This window comes from Mesorhizobium captivum, assembly GCF_033977165.1.
Lineage (GTDB): Bacteria > Pseudomonadota > Alphaproteobacteria > Rhizobiales > Rhizobiaceae > Mesorhizobium > Mesorhizobium captivum.
Genome location: NZ_JAVIJB010000012.1, coordinates 1 through 16,562 on the forward strand (window position 1 = coordinate 1; position 16,562 = coordinate 16,562).

Annotated in this window: 16 protein-coding genes; 6 read left to right on the forward strand and 10 right to left on the reverse strand. The window is 63.2% G+C overall.

The window, feature by feature from the left end; genetic code table 11:
• Positions 1–247: 247 nt before the first annotated feature.
• Positions 248–802 carry a 16S rRNA (guanine(966)-N(2))-methyltransferase RsmD gene (gene rsmD / locus RFM40_RS12430; RefSeq protein WP_320277596.1) on the reverse strand — a complete coding sequence of 185 codons (555 nt, stop codon included), beginning with the start codon at positions 800–802 and terminating at the stop codon, positions 248–250.
• Complete coding sequence (locus RFM40_RS12435) at positions 783–2,786, reverse strand: pseudouridine synthase (protein ID WP_320277597.1); 2,004 nt, start codon at positions 2,784–2,786, stop codon at positions 783–785. The genes rsmD and RFM40_RS12435 overlap by 20 nt, the downstream gene beginning before the upstream one ends.
• Before the next feature lie 183 nt (positions 2,787–2,969).
• Here RFM40_RS12435 and RFM40_RS12440 point away from each other — a divergent pair, with 183 nt between their 5' ends.
• Complete coding sequence (locus RFM40_RS12440; RefSeq protein WP_320277598.1) at positions 2,970–3,431, forward strand: nucleoside deaminase; 462 nt, start codon at positions 2,970–2,972, stop codon at positions 3,429–3,431.
• Between the two features lie 59 nt (positions 3,432–3,490).
• On the opposite strand, the gene RFM40_RS12445 is transcribed toward RFM40_RS12440, so the two are convergent.
• Both RFM40_RS12445 and ileS read right to left on the reverse strand, forming a co-directional pair.
• The gene (locus tag RFM40_RS12445; protein WP_320226361.1) at positions 3,491–4,168 is read right to left on the reverse strand and encodes a hypothetical protein; all 678 of its coding nucleotides are present in this window, start codon (positions 4,166–4,168) and stop codon (positions 3,491–3,493) included.
• A gap of 205 nt (positions 4,169–4,373) precedes the next feature.
• The gene (gene ileS, locus RFM40_RS12450; protein WP_320277599.1) at positions 4,374–7,349 is read right to left on the reverse strand and encodes an isoleucine--tRNA ligase; all 2,976 of its coding nucleotides are present in this window, start codon (positions 7,347–7,349) and stop codon (positions 4,374–4,376) included.
• Between the two features lie 296 nt (positions 7,350–7,645).
• Here ileS and parS point away from each other — a divergent pair, with 296 nt between their 5' ends.
• Both parS and RFM40_RS12460 read left to right on the forward strand, forming a co-directional pair.
• Positions 7,646–8,062: a type II RES/Xre toxin-antitoxin system antitoxin gene (gene parS, locus RFM40_RS12455; protein ID WP_320277600.1), complete on the forward strand. Its 417-nt coding sequence runs from the start codon at positions 7,646–7,648 to the stop codon at positions 8,060–8,062.
• Between the two features lie 3 nt (positions 8,063–8,065).
• Positions 8,066–8,500: an RES family NAD+ phosphorylase gene (locus RFM40_RS12460; protein WP_320277601.1), complete on the forward strand. Its 435-nt coding sequence runs from the start codon at positions 8,066–8,068 to the stop codon at positions 8,498–8,500.
• 2 nt (positions 8,501–8,502) lie between these two features.
• Here RFM40_RS12460 and RFM40_RS12465 read toward each other — a convergent pair whose 3' ends face one another.
• Positions 8,503–9,300, reverse strand: a complete 798-nt coding sequence (locus tag RFM40_RS12465; protein ID WP_320277602.1) for a MipA/OmpV family protein — start codon at positions 9,298–9,300, stop codon at positions 8,503–8,505.
• A gap of 322 nt (positions 9,301–9,622) precedes the next feature.
• Between RFM40_RS12465 and RFM40_RS12470 the strand changes: the two genes are divergently transcribed.
• Positions 9,623–10,084, forward strand: a complete 462-nt coding sequence (locus tag RFM40_RS12470; RefSeq protein WP_320277603.1) for a phasin — start codon at positions 9,623–9,625, stop codon at positions 10,082–10,084.
• A gap of 192 nt (positions 10,085–10,276) precedes the next feature.
• Here RFM40_RS12470 and RFM40_RS12475 read toward each other — a convergent pair whose 3' ends face one another.
• A complete protein-coding gene (locus RFM40_RS12475) occupies positions 10,277–10,510 on the reverse strand; it encodes a hypothetical protein (protein ID WP_320277604.1) in 234 nt (77 codons plus the stop codon).
• A gap of 206 nt (positions 10,511–10,716) precedes the next feature.
• Positions 10,717–10,896, reverse strand: a complete 180-nt coding sequence (locus RFM40_RS12480) for a hypothetical protein (RefSeq protein WP_320226355.1) — start codon at positions 10,894–10,896, stop codon at positions 10,717–10,719.
• A gap of 131 nt (positions 10,897–11,027) precedes the next feature.
• On the opposite strand from RFM40_RS12480, the gene RFM40_RS12485 reads away from it, so the two are divergent.
• Positions 11,028–12,539: a CYTH and CHAD domain-containing protein gene (locus RFM40_RS12485; RefSeq protein WP_320277605.1), complete on the forward strand. Its 1,512-nt coding sequence runs from the start codon at positions 11,028–11,030 to the stop codon at positions 12,537–12,539.
• A gap of 112 nt (positions 12,540–12,651) precedes the next feature.
• Here the strand turns inward: RFM40_RS12485 and RFM40_RS12490 are convergent, their stop codons facing one another.
• The gene (locus RFM40_RS12490; RefSeq protein ID WP_320277606.1) at positions 12,652–12,864 is read right to left on the reverse strand and encodes a hypothetical protein; all 213 of its coding nucleotides are present in this window, start codon (positions 12,862–12,864) and stop codon (positions 12,652–12,654) included.
• Between the two features lie 23 nt (positions 12,865–12,887).
• A complete protein-coding gene (locus RFM40_RS12495) occupies positions 12,888–14,435 on the reverse strand; it encodes an acid phosphatase (RefSeq protein ID WP_320277607.1) in 1,548 nt (515 codons plus the stop codon).
• A gap of 142 nt (positions 14,436–14,577) precedes the next feature.
• Here RFM40_RS12495 and RFM40_RS12500 point away from each other — a divergent pair, with 142 nt between their 5' ends.
• Positions 14,578–15,132 carry an HdeD family acid-resistance protein gene (locus RFM40_RS12500; RefSeq protein ID WP_320223294.1) on the forward strand — a complete coding sequence of 185 codons (555 nt, stop codon included), beginning with the start codon at positions 14,578–14,580 and terminating at the stop codon, positions 15,130–15,132.
• Between the two features lie 398 nt (positions 15,133–15,530).
• On the opposite strand, the gene RFM40_RS12505 is transcribed toward RFM40_RS12500, so the two are convergent.
• Positions 15,531–16,514, reverse strand: coding sequence for a bifunctional riboflavin kinase/FAD synthetase (locus RFM40_RS12505; protein ID WP_320275237.1), 984 nt, complete (start codon positions 16,512–16,514; stop codon positions 15,531–15,533).
• Positions 16,515–16,562: the final 48 nt, after the last annotated feature.

The following is a 16,562-nucleotide window of genomic DNA, read 5'->3' on the forward strand; positions in this document are numbered from 1 at the left end:
CGACTTCGCTTCTTCACACTTGACCACACCACGAAGCAAATGTGTGCGCACGCTAGCCCCTTGTGGGAGAAGGTGGATCGGCGCGTGAGCGCCGAGACGGATGAGGGGTGCTGGAAGAAATGAGGCGCCTAAAATACAATCGCTTCAACTGCTTGTATCTGCAAGGCAGCGATCCGTCCAACACCCCTCATCCGTCCGAGCTTCGCTCGGCCACCTTCTCCCACAAGGGGAAGGGAAAATCCGCCCCTCACCTCGCCTCGATAAACCGGATGACGGTATCGCCATAGCCGCGCTCGTCCACCACGGAAAAATCCGCGCCCGGCTCGAACGGCGCGGACGCCGCCTCCTCGACCACGCAGAGCGCGCCCGGCGAAAGCCAGCCGCCGGCTTTTGCCGAGCGCAAAGCGCGCTCGCCGAGACCCTTGCCATAGGGCGGGTCGGCGAAGACCAGGCCGAAAGGCGAAAGCGTGCCGGCCTCGCCGAGATGGGTGGCGTCGCGGCGGAAGATTTTCGTCCGGCCGGTGAGCCCGAAGGCCTCGACATTGTCGCGGATCAGGCCGCGCCCTTCCGCCGATTCCTCGATGAAGACGCAGTAGGAGGCGCCGCGCGACAGCGCCTCCAGCCCGAGCGCGCCGGTGCCGGCGAAGAGATCGAGCACGCGGCCGCCTTCGAGCTTTTCGGCGTAGCGATGCGCGAGCACATTGAACACCGCCTCGCGGGTACGGTCGGTGGTCGGGCGGATGGCATTCGAACGGGGCGTCGCCAAAGGGCGCCCGCGAAACTCACCGCCGACGATCCGCATTGCCGCCCCTCGGCCCCTTCGGACCACGTGGCCCTCTGCCTTCGTGCTTGTCGCCACCGCTTCCCTCGGGTCGGTCGCCTCTTGGCTTGCCGAACGGCTTGCCCTTGCCGCTGGGTTTGAACGATGCCTTGCGCGCCTTCGCCTCAGCGGCCTTGGCGGCGTCGGCCTCCGCCCTGCCTTTGCCGATCGGGCGCGCGCCGGGCGCCATCCAGACATTGGCCTTGCGCTGGCCGGGCGGCTCGATCGGCCGCGGCTCGCCCTTCTTGCCCGGCTTGCCGCCGAAGCCGCCGCGTTCGGACTTGCCGAAGCCGCGCTCGGACTTGTCGAAGCCGGATTTGGGGCCGCGCTCGCCGAACGCCCTTTCGGGTCGCGTCGAAAGCTTGCTCAGCGCCTCGTCGCGGCTGCCTTCGCGGCGCTTGCGGGCCTTGATCAGCCCACCCTCGCCGATCGGACGGCGGTCGCCCTCACGTGTGAATCTCGGCCGCTCGCCTTCATCGCGGCGCGGTTCGCTCCGCCGCACCGGCTTGTTGGAGAATGGTTTTTGGATCTCGGCGTCGAAATTGGCGCCGGATTCCTCGATCAGCCGTTCGCCGAGCTGGTCGCGCAGCACGCGACCCTTGATCTCCAGAACATGGCCCTCGGGCAGATCCTCGAGCTGGAACGGCCCGTAGGAGATGCGGATCAGCCGCGTCACGTCCAGCCCGAGCGCGCCGAGAATGTTCTTCACCTCGCGGTTCTTGCCTTCGCGCAGGCCGATCGTCAGCCAGGCGTTGCTGCCCTGCTCTCGATCGAGCGAGGCCTCGACCGAGCCGTAGAAGACGCCGTCGACGGCAATACCATCGCGCAAGGCGGCCAGCGCGCTCTCCTCGACCTTGCCGTGGACGCGCACGCGATAGCGCCGCAGCCAGCCGGTGGCCGGCAATTCGAGCACCCGCGACAGCCCGCCGTCATTGGTCAGCAGCAGCAAGCCTTCCGTGTTGATGTCGAGGCGGCCGATGGTCATCAGCCGCGGCAAGTCGGCAGGCAGCACGTCGAAGACGGTCTTGCGGCCTTCCGGATCGCGGTTGGTGGTGACCACGCCCGCCGGCTTGTGGAACAGGAACAGCCGCGTGCGCTCGATCGGCGGGATCTCGGTGCCGTCGAGATGGATGACGTCGTCGGCCATAACGTTGAAGGCAGGCGAGGTCAGCACCTTCCCGTTGACCTTGATGCGGCCGGCCGCGATCAATTCCTCGGCGTCGCGGCGCGAGGCGATGCCGGCGCGCGCCAGCCGCTTGGCGATGCGCTCGCCGGCTTCCGGCGCTGCTTCCGAGGGCCGCGGGCGCGGCTTGAAGCCGCCCTGCCTGGGCGCGGTGTCGCGCGGCGGACGATCGCTGAAATCGCGCTTGGGCCGCTCGGCGAAATCATGTTTGGGACGATCGGGGAAGTCGCGCTTGGGGCGGTCGAAGCGCCTTTCGCCGCGCTCGCCTTCGGCGGCCATAGGCCGGTCGCCGCGCGGCGTGTAAGGTTTGCGCGCACCGTCGCGCTTCTCGAAGGACTTGCCCTCGGGGCGCGGTCCTTTGCGGAACGGTCTTTCGCCACGCTCCCCGCCCTCGCCCGCTTCACGCGGCTTGTAGCTGCGCTTGAAATCGCGGCGCTCGCCTTCGGCCGCCATGGGGCGGTCGCCGCGCGGCTCAAACGGCTTGCGCGGCCCTTCGCGCTTCTCCAACGGCTTGCTCTCGGGGCGCGGCCCCTTGCGGAACGGCTTCTCGCCGCGCTCGGCACCCTCACCCATTTCGCGAGGCTTGTAGCTGCGCTTGAAATCGCGCGCAGGTCGCTCGCCACCCGCGGCCATCGGCCGGTCGCGCTTGGCGAACGGCTTCTTGCCGCCGAAGGATGGCTTGCCATTCTTGCCTGCGGCTCCGCTGCGGTCGCGCGGGCCTGCCGGCCTCGATCCGCCTTTGCCCGCACCTTTGCGCGGAACTTTCTTGTCGTTGTCGTCCATTGCCTTGGCTCTTCTTGAAGCTGCTACGATGCCGCCCGCCCTTTCGGACGCCCAACGCAGGCAGTGTCATCTTGATTTTTGCGCATATGTCAGCGCGGCAAAAACCGATTCCGGTTTTCAGGGTCACGCGCTAGATAACAGGATCACCGTCGGGTGGCGAGGAGTAATCGGAATGGAAAGCGCGTGAAGCGGCCGGATTTCATGGCTTTGGCGCTCAAGGAAGCCGAGGCGGCTGCAAGCCGCGGCGAAGTGCCGGTCGGCGCGGTGATCGCCAATGGCAACATCGTCGTGGCGAAAGCCGGCAACCGCACGCGCGAACTCGCCGACCCCACCGCCCATGCCGAGATGCTGGCGATCCGCGACGCCTGCCGCAAACTCGCCAGCGAGCGGCTTACCGGCCACGACCTCTATGTGACGCTGGAACCCTGCGCCATGTGCGCCGGCGCCATCTCCTTCGCGAGGCTGCGGCGGCTTTATTTCGGCGCCGCCGACGAGAAAGGCGGCGCGGTGGTCAACGGCGTGCGCTTCTTCGCCTCGCCCACCTGCCACCACACGCCGGACATCTATCCTGGGCTGGGCGAAAGCGAAGCCGCCCTCATCCTCAAGGACTTCTTTCGCGAGAGACGGAATGGTGGTGAGTGGTGAATGGTGAAGAAACTAGTGAGTAGCGAGTACAGATCTATTCACTATTCACTATTCACCATTCACAGGCCCAGCCAGTCGAACCAGCCGCCGCTCTTCTTGCCTTCCGCCTGCGCCTTGAGGCGGCGCTCCTTCTTGTACTCGTCCTCGCCGAGCTCGTTCTGCGGCGCGGTGCCGGCGGCCTGACGATAGGCAAGCGGCGGCTCGCTCAGATATTTGCGGGTGGTCGGATCGCCCTGCTTGCCTTCGGCCAGACGGCGCTGGATCTCGGCGGAGCGGGCAGCACTGGAATCGTCCGGCGACCAGCGCGGCGGGTGGCTGGAAGCCGAATCGGCCATCGCCTTCTTCACTGCCACCGGATCGGTCTGCACGTCCTCGACAGCTTCGGGCTGGTAATTCGGGTCGTTCTGATGGGCGGTGGCGTCGGCGCGGATGCGGGCGCGGCGGGCCTCGGGCGATTCCGGCCAGTCGGCGCTCGCCGTCTGGATACTCTCCTGCGGCGGCGGCAGGTTTTCCTTCTGCCCGGCGGCAGGCTTCACCAGATCGGGACGCGGCTTGTAGTCGATCGGATCGCGATGCTTCGGCGTGATCGCGGCAGCGCCGGACACATCGTCGAAGAGCTGCGCGGCGGCAGTCTTATCGGTTCCGTAGGTGGGCGAGCTGACACAGCCGGACATGGCAATGGCCGATGCCACAAGCGGCGCCAGCAGCGCGGCGCGCGCAAACGTTCTTTCGGTCATGCCAAAAAGTCCCACTCTAACAGCCTTTCGGTCGCCACCGGCCACAGGGGCGCGGTCCCCTTCTTCCCCGCATTTGCGATGGAAATCCGGCGACAATTTGTCTGCCGGAGTGTCGCGTGTTTACCTCAACCACTTATTAAGGGCAACGCGCGAGCGGATTTGCGCCGCCCGCGTGGTATTTCTGCATCGGCTTATAATCCCGATGCTACAACCGGCCGAGCGCCTTCAGTTCATGCAGCACCGCGGCGTCGCGGGCCGAGACGTCCGGGAATTCCGGATCCTGTCCGACATCGGCCGTATAGCGCCAGGAACGCGCGCATTTGACCAGACCGCGATCCTCAGCCTTTTCCACAACCACGGCGACGCCCTTGACGTCGTCGAGGGTGAAAGCGCCTTGCGGAGCCTTGCCGTGTTGGATAACCAGGTCGCTGGTGATCGCCATCTCGGCCATGTCGATGTCGGCGATCGCCGCTTCGAGCGAGGCATCGTCGATGGTGACCACCGGAACGGCCTCCAGCGAGGAACCGATCAGCTTCTCGGCGCGCGCGATCTCAAGCGCGCCGGTGACGACGCGGCGCACCTGCCGGACCTTGCGCCACTTCTCAGCCAGCGCCTCGTTTCTCCAGTTTTCCGGGATCGCCGGGAACTGGTCGAGATGCACGGAGACGGCGTCTGGGTGATGCTCGAGCCAGGCCTCTTCCATGGTGAAGGGCAGCATCGGCGACAGCCACTTCACCAGGCATTCGAACAGATGGCGCACGACCTGCACCGCCGCTTTGCGGCGCAGGCTGGACGGCGCGTCGCAGTAGAGCGCGTCCTTGCGGATGTCGAAGTAGAAGGCCGAAAGCTCGACCACCATGAAGTCGAGCAGCGCGCGGGTGATGCGCTTGAACTCGAAGGCGTCATAACCCTGGCGCACCACCTCGTCGAGTTCGGACAACCGGTGCAGCATCAGCCGCTCCAGTTCCGGCATCTTATCCAGCGGCACATCCTCGCCGTCGTCATGGGCAAGCGTGCCCAGCATCCAGCGGATGGTGTTGCGGAGCTTGCGGTAGGCGTCGATATTGGTCTGCAGCACGTTCTTGCCGAGCCGCTGGTCTTCCCAATAATCGGTTGTCACCACCCAGAGCCTGAGGATATCGGCGCCGGACTGTTTGATCACGTCCTGCGGCACGACGGTGTTGCCGAGCGACTTCGACATCTTGCGACCCTCCTCATCCATGGTGAAGCCATGGGTGATGACCGTGTCGTAAGGCGCCCTGCCCCTGGTGCCGCAGCTTTCGAGCAACGAGGAATGGAACCAGCCGCGGTGTTGGTCGGAACCTTCGAGATAGACGTCGGCCGGCCATTTGAGATCGGGACGGTCCTCCAGCGTGAAGACATGCGTCGAGCCGGAATCGAACCAGACGTCGAGGATGTCCATCACCTGGTGCCATTTCGTAGCGTCGTGGTTGCCGAGGAAGCGCTCCTTGGCGCCCGGCGCGAACCAGGCGTCGGCGCCCTCCTTCTCGAAGGCGTCCATGATGCGCTGGTTGACTGCCTCGTCCCTCAGCACGTTGCCGTCGACATCGGCGAAGACGGCAATCGGCACGCCCCAGGCGCGCTGGCGCGACAGCACCCAGTCCGGCCTTTCCTCGATCATGGCGCGGATGCGGTTCTGGCCGGCCGCCGGCACGAAGCGGGTGTCGTCGATCGCCTTCAGCGCGCGGCTGCGCAGCGTCGTGCCGTCGCCAAGGTCCTTGTCCATGTAGACGAACCATTGCGGCGTGTTGCGGAAGATGATCGGCTTCTTCGAGCGCCAGGAATGCGGATAGCTGTGCTTCAGCCGGCCGCGCGCGAACAGCGCGTTGCGCTTGATCAGTTCCTCGATCACCGCCTGGTTGGCGTTGCCCTTCTTGCCGTTGTCGTCGATGACGCGCGCGGCACCGCCTTCGCGGTCCGGGCCGAAGCCCGGCGCGTCCTTGGTGAAGAAGCCGGCATCGTCGACCGGGAACGGAATTGCGGTGTCGACACCGCGCTTGAGCAAATCGGCCACCGCATCCATCCAGGCGTCGAAATCCTCGCGGCCGTGGCTGGGTGCGGTGTGCACGAAGCCGGTGCCGGCATCGTCGGTGACGTGCTCACCCGCGATCATAGGCACGGGGAACTGATAGCCATCGCCCAACCCCCTGAACGGATGCGAAAGCGTAAGGCTTGCAAGCTGTTCTGCCGAAACGCTGTGAACGCGGTTCAACGTGACCTTGGCCTTGGCCGCGGCGTCCTCAGCCAGCGCGTCGGCGAAGATCAGCTTCTCGCCGGGTTGCGGCCCGAAAGCGTTCTCGGCCGCCGTTACCTCGTAGAGGCCGTAGGCGACGCGCGGCGAATAGCTGACGGCGCGGTTGCCGGGCAACGTCCAAGGCGTCGTCGTCCAGATGACGACATGGGCTTCGAGCAAGTCCAGCGAGGCCTCGGACAACGCCGCCGGCTGCCCGCCCTCGCCGCCGTCCACCAGGCGGGCAAGGCTCGCGACCGGGAACTTTACCCAGATCGTGTCGCTCTCATAGTCCTGGTACTCGACCTCGGCCTCGGCGAGCGCAGTGCGCTCGACCACGCTCCACATCACCGGCTTCGAGCCGCGATAGAGCTGGCCCGACATGGCGAACTTCAACAGCTCGCCGGCGATGCGCGCCTCGGCATGGTAGGCCATGGTCGTATAGGGATTGTCGAAATCGCCGATGACGCCGAGCCGCTGGAACTCGCCGCCCTGCACCTTGATCCAGTGCGCGGCGAAGTCGCGGCATTCCCTGCGGAACTCGTTGACCGGCACCTCGTCCTTGTTCTTGCCCTTGGCGCGATACTGCTCCTCGATCTTCCATTCGATCGGCAGGCCGTGGCAGTCCCAGCCCGGCACGTAGTTGGCGTCGTAGCCGCGCATCTGGAACGACCGGTTGATGACGTCCTTGAGGATCTTGTTCAGCGCATGCCCGATATGGATGTTGCCGTTGGCGTAGGGCGGGCCGTCATGCAGCACGAATTTCTCGCGGCCGGCGGACGCCTCGCGGAGCTTGCGGTAAAGGTCCATGTCCTGCCAGCGCTTGACCAGGCCGGGCTCCTTCTCGGGCAGGCCGGCGCGCATCGGGAAATCCGTCTGCGGCAGATAGAGCGTTTTGGAATAGTCGATCGTTTCAACGGTGTCGTTCATTGATCTGCCATGTGCGCTGCCCGGCGGCTAAGGGGCTCGGGCGTTCAACTATCATGTTCTGAAAAAAGCGCGAGGGCGCGCGCGAAAACTCCCGGCGGCTCCGCGCGGCGCTCAGGCCGCCCGGAACACCGGGCTCGTAATTCGTATCGCGATCGCGAGAGCGCGAGGAAACTGCGTCATCTGGCGGCTTTTAAACGAGGCCGGCCCCCTTGAAAAGCCCGAACTCGCCGGCGACTTCCTTGCGACTTGTGCCAATTGCGCATACATTGTTGGGCAAATGGCAGTGGAGCCAAACCATGTCCAGCTTGCATATCAAGGTTCAGCCAAAGCCGAAGGCTAGGCTTGCCGACACCGCAATGCCCGATGTAGCGACGGACCGGTTTCTGGTTCCCGTCGCCAGGGTCGATGAGCTTCGTCAGCGCGGCTTCAGCAATGATGAGATCTACAAAATCGTCGGCCCGCGACGCACACTGGCGCGCCGCAAGGAACGAAACGAGACGCTGACGATTGCCGAATCCGACCGTGTCCAGCGGCTCGAACGGATATCGGCAATGGCGGATCGGGTTTTCGGCAATCACGAAAAGGCGCAGCGTTGGCTGCGCAAGCGCAGCAGGGTGTTGCAGGAGATGCCGATCAACCTCCTGCAGTCCGAAACGGGCGCGGTCCTGGTGGAGGAAGAGCTCCATCGTATCGACCACGGCATCTTCGCCTGACTCATGCAGCTCTGGCGCATTTCCGGCTACGCCGACCTTGCGGGAGTCGGCGGTTTGGTCAGCGATGGCCGTTGGCATGTGCTAGGCACGCCGATCGTCTATTGCGCCGATCATCCGGCCACGGCCCTTGTCGAAATCCTGGTGCATGTTGATGCTGAAGATTTGCCGCAGACCTATCAGCTTCTCGAAATCGAAGTGCCTGACGGCATTGACATTCTGTCTCCCGACCTAGCTGACGACTGGAAGAATGACATGGCCACGACGCAGCGGCTAGGCACGGACTTTGTCGTCGCTGCCACCCACTCGGTCATGGAAGTTCCTTGTGCAATCGTTCCGTTCACAAAGAACTATCTTCTCAGTCCTGATTTGGTGACACGTGACGGCATCTGGATCGTTAGCGTCACGACGCATCCGGTCGATACGAGATTGTTGGAGTAACCTCACATCGAGAAATTGAAGCGATAGGTGGTCGACACGCCGACGGTCCACTGGTTGCGGTCGCCGCGCTCCTTGACCAGGCTGGAATCGGCCGCTGGCCCCATCAGGCGCGAATATTCGGTGAAGACGCTCGCCGTCATCGGCTCGGTCACCTTCCAGGTGATCGCGCCGCCAAGGCCCGTCGACTTCAGCCCGCCGCCCGGATGATATTCGCTCAAGCCCGAAGCTGCCGCTTCCTTGGCGCTGACGCCGTAATAGGCGTCGAAATAATCGGACGAGGCAAAGGAAACGCGAGGGCCGCCGGAGATGCGGACGGTCGGGGTGACGTCGTAGAAGGCGTCCGCCGCGATGTCGGCGACGAAGCCGTCATGGGCGCGGATGCCGTGCCTGAGCTCGGCCCGCGCCCGCACCCAATCCAGCGGATAGAATTCGAAGAAGCCGCCCACCTCGCCGCCCCAGCGCACCGGATCGAGGCCTTTCAGCTCGTCCTTGCTGTCGCGCGAGAACAGGAACTTGCCGGTGAGGCCGGCGCGCACGCTGCCGTCGTCGATCAGCGCCAGCGAGATGTTGTCGTTGCGCGAGGTGAAGCGCGCCTCTGGACCGACCTTGCCGAGCGAGACGATGGGCTGGGCGCTCAGCATGTACTTCTTGCCGCCCTCGAAATTCGGCGCGACCAGGCCGGTGGCGCCGAGCGTCAGATACCAGTCGCCCGAAATCCAGCTCCCCTCGCCTGCCCGGGCTGAGGAGACGGCCATCAGGCCAGAGGCGAGAAGCAGCGGAATCGTCCCGACAATACGCATCGTCACCCCTTACGCGAAACAGGCTGGCGGGAACACCCGGCAGTAGAGAAGGCATGGCGCCAGTTCGGTAAAATTTGACTTAAAATCCGTAACATCGGTGACGGCGATTGGACTGTTTGGGTCCCAGCTAATTCAATCTCTCGCCATCATCGCAAAACTCGAGACATCCGGAATGCATCACCAGCGGACGGACGTTCGGCTCCGCCTGGGACTTCGACGTCGCGCAAATTCATGTCGGTTACACAAATCCGTTGCGACGATCTCGTACATTAACGAGGCGGCTTTGTTTTGTGACCGCCCCCCTGCAAAAAAGGATGGAAAAATGGCCAAGATCCCGGACAAGACCGAAACGATTGAAAACGTCGAATCCCCTATCTTCGACCCGTCCAAGGCTACCGAGCAAGTTCGCGCTGTTGTCGACCAGGGCGTTGAGCAGTCGAAGCAGGCATTCTCCAAATTGAGTTCGGACGCCGAAACGACACAAAAGGCTCTTGAGTCGACCTTTGAAATGGCCAAGACCACCGGCAACGAGGTGTCCCTGAAGATGATTGCGGCTCTGAGAGACAATGCCGAAGCCGGCTTCACCCACCTTGAGGCACTGGTTGCCGCGAAGTCGCTGTCCGAGTGCATCGAACTTCAGACCGCTTTCCTTCGCAAGCAGATCGAAAAATCCGCCGAGCAGGCCAGAAACCTCCAGGCTGCGATGATCAGAGCTAGCGAGGACATGTCCAAGCCGATCAAGGATGTGTTCGAGAAGGCTTTGAAGGAACGCAAGGCTGCCTGATTGCCTAAGGCATCCCAGACCGAAGGGGCGTGCCTGCTCCCTGGGCGCGTTGCGCCGGCCTACTTCCATTTGGTCGGGCGGCTTTTGTCCGCCCGACTGCATCGGAGTGATATCGCTGGTTTCGAGGTTTCTCAGCCTGTCCGCAATAAGTTGCAGAGTGCTTGGCAATCCTTAGACGCAAGGCTCATCTCACTAGGCGTCACCGCTCACTCGGCCTGCGATGGCGAATGCCTGTAGGTTTTTGACCTTTCCGTGGTCCTGTTCGGCATTGGCGATAATCGAAAAGAACGCCGCACGGGCGATGTCTTTCTCTGACGCGTCCGGGTGTTCCTTCCTTGCCGCCTTCAGTAGTTTTTTCGGCGTCATATCTGGCGTCACAATCCGCATCAGAGTGTCGCTGATCGCCTGCAATTCGGTTGCATCCATTGGGAAACTCCGTCCCTGGCCCCGCTGGCAAGTTTAGCAGAGCGCCTCTGTTAGCTGAAACTGAATTCGCGTTACAATCGGAGACGAGCCAGCGCGTTCCGGGGCTGGGTCAGCTGTCTCATAAGGGCGAAAGCGCTTTGCCGCCATGGCGTCAACCAGCCAGCCGGCCGGTGCCGCTCGGAAGATGGCGAAGCCATGCCGACAGTTCACTCCTGCTTCAAATCTTCGGCTTCGTCTTTGAGTTTGGTCCAGTCGGCACCATGCTTCCGCAACAAGGCGCGCGCCTGTTTCGGCGTGACGTCGGCAATTTCCGTCAGGTGCTCTACCTCCAGCTCTTGCCCCTTCACAACGCGGCTCGCCTTCTTCTTTTTTTCTCTGGTAGCCATCACATGTGTCCTTCTCTTTCATCATCGGATGAACGAGAATTGAGAAGTGTGGTTCCGCTCGCGCATTGTCGTGTGCCGGCTTGAGGTCCGGCCACAGTTGGTCAAGGCGGGCGGTTGTTTGTGACAGCTTTATGACGCACCATGCAGATGGGGTCCCTTCGATTGCCGTGAAGCGAGGCGGCGCCGAGGACATCATGCAGGAAACGGAACTGAAGCTCGAGCTTTCGCAATCGGGTGCGCGCTCGCTCCTAAAGAAAAATCCGTTCGGATCCCCGCCCACCATTCTTCAGCAGATATCCATCTACTTCGATACCACCGGATGGGATCTGTCCAAGCGCGGCCTATCGCTTCGCATTCGGCAATCGGGAAACGAAAGGATACAAACCCTCAAAGCGGGCGATGGCGCCGCGGCCGGATCGTTCACACGCGAGGAATGGGAGCGACCGGTCGCCGGCGACACACCGATACTTGACGATCCACGGATCCGAGACCTGCTTGCAGGGGATGGCCCAAAGCTCACGCCCTTGTTCGAGGTTCATGTCAAACGGCATCGTTGGAATGTGATCGATGACGACGCGACGATCGAAGTCGCTCTGGACACTGGCAAGGTCGTTGCAGCCGACCGCGAGGCTCCGCTCTGCGAGATCGAGTTGGAAAAGAAGGCGGGCTCATCGAGAGCGCTGTTTGCGCTCGCCCGGAAAGTCGACCTGATCACGCCGGCTCATCTCGGCGTGCTGAGTAAAGCCGAACGGGGCTATCGTCTGCTTGGTTCGGCGCCCGGTGCTGTGAAATCTGCCACGACCCTGCTCACTTCCGACATGAGTGCGGCAACGGCTTTCGCGCGCATCGCGGCGGCCTGTCTCAAACAGTTTCGGTTCAATGAAACGGCGCTCGGCTGGTCTCGCGATGCCGACGCCCTGCACCAGGCTCGTGTGTCGCTGCGACGGCTGCGCTCCCTATGCTCGATCTGCAAGTCGCTATTCGACGACAGCCGTTTCGACCACCTGCGAGAAGAATTGAAATGGCTCGCCTCGGAGCTTGGCGAGGCACGCAATATCGACGTGATGATCGGTCGTGCTTCGAGCGAGGCTCTTTCAAGCCGTCTTCAAGACGCGCGCGACGACGCCTACGCGGCGGTCGAAGCATCGCTCTCCTCGGTGCGCGCTCGCTCCTTGATGATCGATGCCACTGAGTGGATTTCCATCGGGGACTGGCGAACCCAATCGGACGAAAAGTTGCACGACCAGTCGTCGAGGAATTTGGCCTCGGGTGTATTCGACAAATTTTGGAAAAAGGTGGCGAACGGCGGCAGCGATCTCATCGATGCCGATGACGAGACCCGCCATAAAGTACGGATCGCTGCAAAGAAACTGCGCTACGCGGCCGAGTTCTTCGAGCCGCTTTACAACGGCAAGGCAGAAGCCAAACGCCATCGACGGTTCATCAAGGCGATGAAGGGCCTGCAGGATCATCTCGGCAGCCTCAACGATATTGCCACCGCGCCCGATATGTTGGCAGCGCTGGAGCTTTCGGACGTGGCGGGTGCGAAGGATCTTTTCAGCGCCGAGGACAAGTCCAAGCTTCTCAAGGACGCCGCGGAAGCACACGACGCCTTTGTCAATACCAGGCGCTTCTGGCGTTGAGTGGCATGCGGAGGGGCGACGAAGGTCCGGCATCGGAAGACAGACGTCAATTCCGGGTCAAGAGCAGTCGTCTCGTAGGCGGATCGCTCGCGCGGATCAGGTGCCGCGCGGATCAGGTGCCGCGCGGCGCTGTCGGCAGATCCAGCAGCCTCGCCACGGCCTTGGCGCCCTTGCCGGCAATGCGCGCCGATCCGTCGTCCCCCACCTCCACCGTAGCACCGTTGGCGAAGCTGAGGGACCAGCCATTGCCCTTGGCGTTACGCCGGCGGTCGGTGAGTTCGATGCCGGCAGCGGTGATCAAGGCGACGGTTCTGTCAACGTCCATCGTCGTTCTCCGGACACGCGCCCTCAATTCAGGTCGAGCCCGCCGGTAAGATCGCCGAGCGGCGGCTCGCCATGCGCGGCCACAGCCTTGTCGCGGACCACGATGCCATGCAGCACCGGCAGTTCGAAGCGCTCGGTGATGAAGCGCAGGATCGACGTCGTGTCGTAGGGCATATGGTCGACGTAGCTGTGCTTGGCAAAAGGCGAAACGATGATCGCGGGGATGCGCGTGCCCGGCCCCCAGCGATCGCCCTTGGGCGGAGCGACGTGATCCCAGATGCCGCCATTCTCGTCATAGGTGACGACAACCAGCATATGCGGCCATTGCGGGCTCTTCTCCAGATGGGCGATGACATCCGCGATATGGCGGTCGCCGGCCTGGATGTCGGCATAGCCGGAATGCTCGTTGAGATTGCCTTGCGGCTTGTAGAAGGAGACCTGCGGCAGACCGCCATCGTCGATGGCCTGAATGAAGCTCACGCCGCCGAGCCCGGCATCGCGCAGATGCTCGCGCCTGGCTTCGGTGCCCGGCGCATAGTTGGCGTAATAGTTGAACGGCTGGTGATGGTACTGGAAATTCGGGGTCGGCGTGTGGTTGCCGTGGTCGAGTGTGTATTGCCAGGCGCCCGAATACCACGCCCAGCTGACGTGCTTGAGACTGAGCATGTCGCCGATGGTCGGCTCCGTCTGCGGCGGCAGCGTCGTCGGCTTGGCCGCATCCGCCATGCGCGGATCGCCGCCGGGCGCCGGATCGTTGCCACTCGGCTGGTAAGGCGGCTGCATCGTGTTCACCACGTAGAAGTCGGGCGTCAGATTGCCGTCGGAGACGAATTTCGGGATGCCGTCGCGCGCCGATTTCGGCGAGTTGTCGGCGACCTTCAGCGCAGTGCCGCTATCGTCCGTCACCGAGATCGAAGGCTTGGCCGGGTTCTTGTCGGCATCAGCATAATAGGGCGCGCAGGCGCAGATCAGCCACTGGTGGTTGAAGAAAGAGCCGCCGAAGGCGCCCATGAAGAAATGGTCGGCCAGGACGTACTTCTGCGCAACGGCCCACATATCGCCCTTGGAAGTGTCCCAGTTGCTCATCGGCATGGCGCCTGAATCACCCCAGGCAACGAACATGTCGTTCTTGCCGCCGTTGATCTGCATCTGGTTCTGATAGTAACGGTGCCATAGATCGTGCGTTACGACGGTGAGCGGAACATTGAACCCCTTCGCGTCGTTCACGGTGAACGGCTCGTTCGGAAGGTGCTCGGTCATCGCCTGCGTTACCGGCGGCGTGACGCCCTTGGCGGTCAGCCCGTCCCAGACCGGCGGCAGTTCGGACAGCACCGAACCGTCACGGTCACGCTGCTGCAGGCTTTCCTGGCTCGCCTTGTCGATGCCTTCGGCACCGGGAAAATGGCCATAGAGATTGTCGAAGGCGCGGTTCTCCGCGAAGATGACGACCACCGTTTCTATCTTGGCGATGCCGTCCGGCGGATCGCCGGGCTGCGCCGCGAGCGCAGGAGCCGAAGCGGCAGCGCACAGAGCGAGAGCAGAGGAAAACAGGGCGAGCCCAGAGGATCTCATCGCCATACCTCCCTAACGCAAAATGGAATGACACCAGCTTCGGCATGTCTTTGCAATAGCCACCGCGCTGGACGGGCTATGCCATTGGGATTACCCTCCATCAACCGCAGGATGCGCGGCCAAATCTGGAGGGAGATGGATCATGAGCTTGCAAGGCGATGCCCTGAAAGACGCGATCGGACGGACGCGCGACAAATGGGGATGGTTCGTGGCGCTCGGCGTGCTGCTCTTGATTTTCGGCGGCATCGCCTTCGGCAATCTGTTCATCGCCACCGTCGCCTCCGTCTATGTCGTCGGCTGGCTGATGCTGATGGCGGGCGCCATCGAGATCATCCATGCTTTCGGCGTCAAGACCTGGGGACGCTTCTTCTATTGGCTGCTTAGCGGCCTGCTCTACGCCGTGGCCGGCTTCTTCGCCTTCGACAATCCGTTGCTTGCCTCGGCGGTGCTGACGCTGCTGCTGGCGATCGCGCTCGTCGCTTCCGGGCTGCTGAGGGCTTGGGTGGCCTACAACCACCGGCCTGAGCAAGGCTGGGGATGGCTGCTCGCGGCCGCCATCATCACCATCCTGCTTGGCCTGATCATCGCCATGGGCTGGCCGGTCAACAGCCTGTGGGTGCTCGGCATGTTCCTGGCCATCGACCTGATCTTCCAGGGCTGGAGCTTTATTGCCATCGGCCTGGCGCTGAAGCGGTAGCACAGCAGCCGTTGTACTGCCTTCAAACCGGTACCTATAGAGAGCCGCTGAGCCCCCAGGCGCGCAAAGGGCGCTGAGGCTTGCTACAAAAGGACGAACTTTCCGCCGGCAAAATCAAGCGTCTTTCCCAGAAATCGTACTAACTCATAGTCAGGGACGGCCAACACGAACTCGTATCCGCGGTCATTCCTGATTTCGCCGGCCAATTCGCTTCTCTGCGCGGCAGTATACGCGCCGACTATGACACCGGTTTCTATATTTCCGTTATTCAGTTCGGAATTGACCCACATAATCGCAGGAATCAGTCCACCGCCGGCTTTTGGCCTCTAGCGCTCCAAACCAGCATTGATCTCGCGTCTTGCAGCAAGTGATATCTTAAGCGGCGCTTTCATCGGCCCTCAGAAACAGATTGCGGCGTCCAGCTCGGATAGCGGCCGCACGCCTGAGAGCAGCGCCCTCGCCTCGGCCTCGTCGCGCTTCATCTGCGCCACCAGCGCGTCGAGCCCATCGAACTTCAGCTCCGGGCGCAGGTAGCCGAAGAACGACACCTGGCAGGTCTCGCCGTAGAGATCGGCGGAGAAATCGAAGACATAGGTTTCGAGCAGCGGCGCGCCATTGTCGTCGACAGTCGGGCGGCGGCCGAAGCTGGCGACGCCGTCATGCAGCGTGCCGTCGGCGCGGCGGAAGCGGACGGCGTAAATGCCTTCCTTCAGAGTGGCTTCCGGCGAAAGCCTCATATTGGCGGTCGGGAAGCCAAGCGTGCGGCCAAGCTGCTGGCCGCCGATAACCTCGCTCTCGACGGTGAAGCGGTAGCCGAGCAGGCCGGCGGCCTCCTCGACCTTGCCTTCACAAAGCAAGGCGCGGATGCGGCTCGACGAGACCACCTCGGCACCCTCGTCGCGGAAGGCGTCGACCAGCGTGACACCGAAGCCGTGGCGCTCGCCGGCCGCCATCAGGAAGGCCGGGCCGCCCTGGCGGTCCTTGCCGAAATGGAAGTCGAAGCCGGTGACGGCATGGCTGACGCCGAGCTTGTGCTCCAGAACATCGGTCACGAAAGCCTCGGCCGAGAGCGCGGCGAAGTCGCGCGTGAAAGGCTGCTCGACCAGGGCTGCGAAGCCGAGCCTGGCCAGAAGCCGTGCCTTCATCGGCGGCGGCGTCAGCACGAAAAGCGGCACCTCCGGCCTGAACACCTTGCGCGGGTGCGGCTCGAAGGTGAGTACCAGGGCCGGCACGCCGCGGCGGCCAGCCTCGGCCAGCGCCCGCTCCAGCACCGAAAGATGACCGCGGTGGACGCCGTCGAAATTGCCGATCGCCACGACGCCGCCGCGCAGATGCGCCGGCAACGGCGCGACCGCCGAAATGCGTTCGAAAGCTTGCGTCATGTCAACCTGTGTGATGTCGGGGCGCCCGTCATGGCCACGCTACCAGCA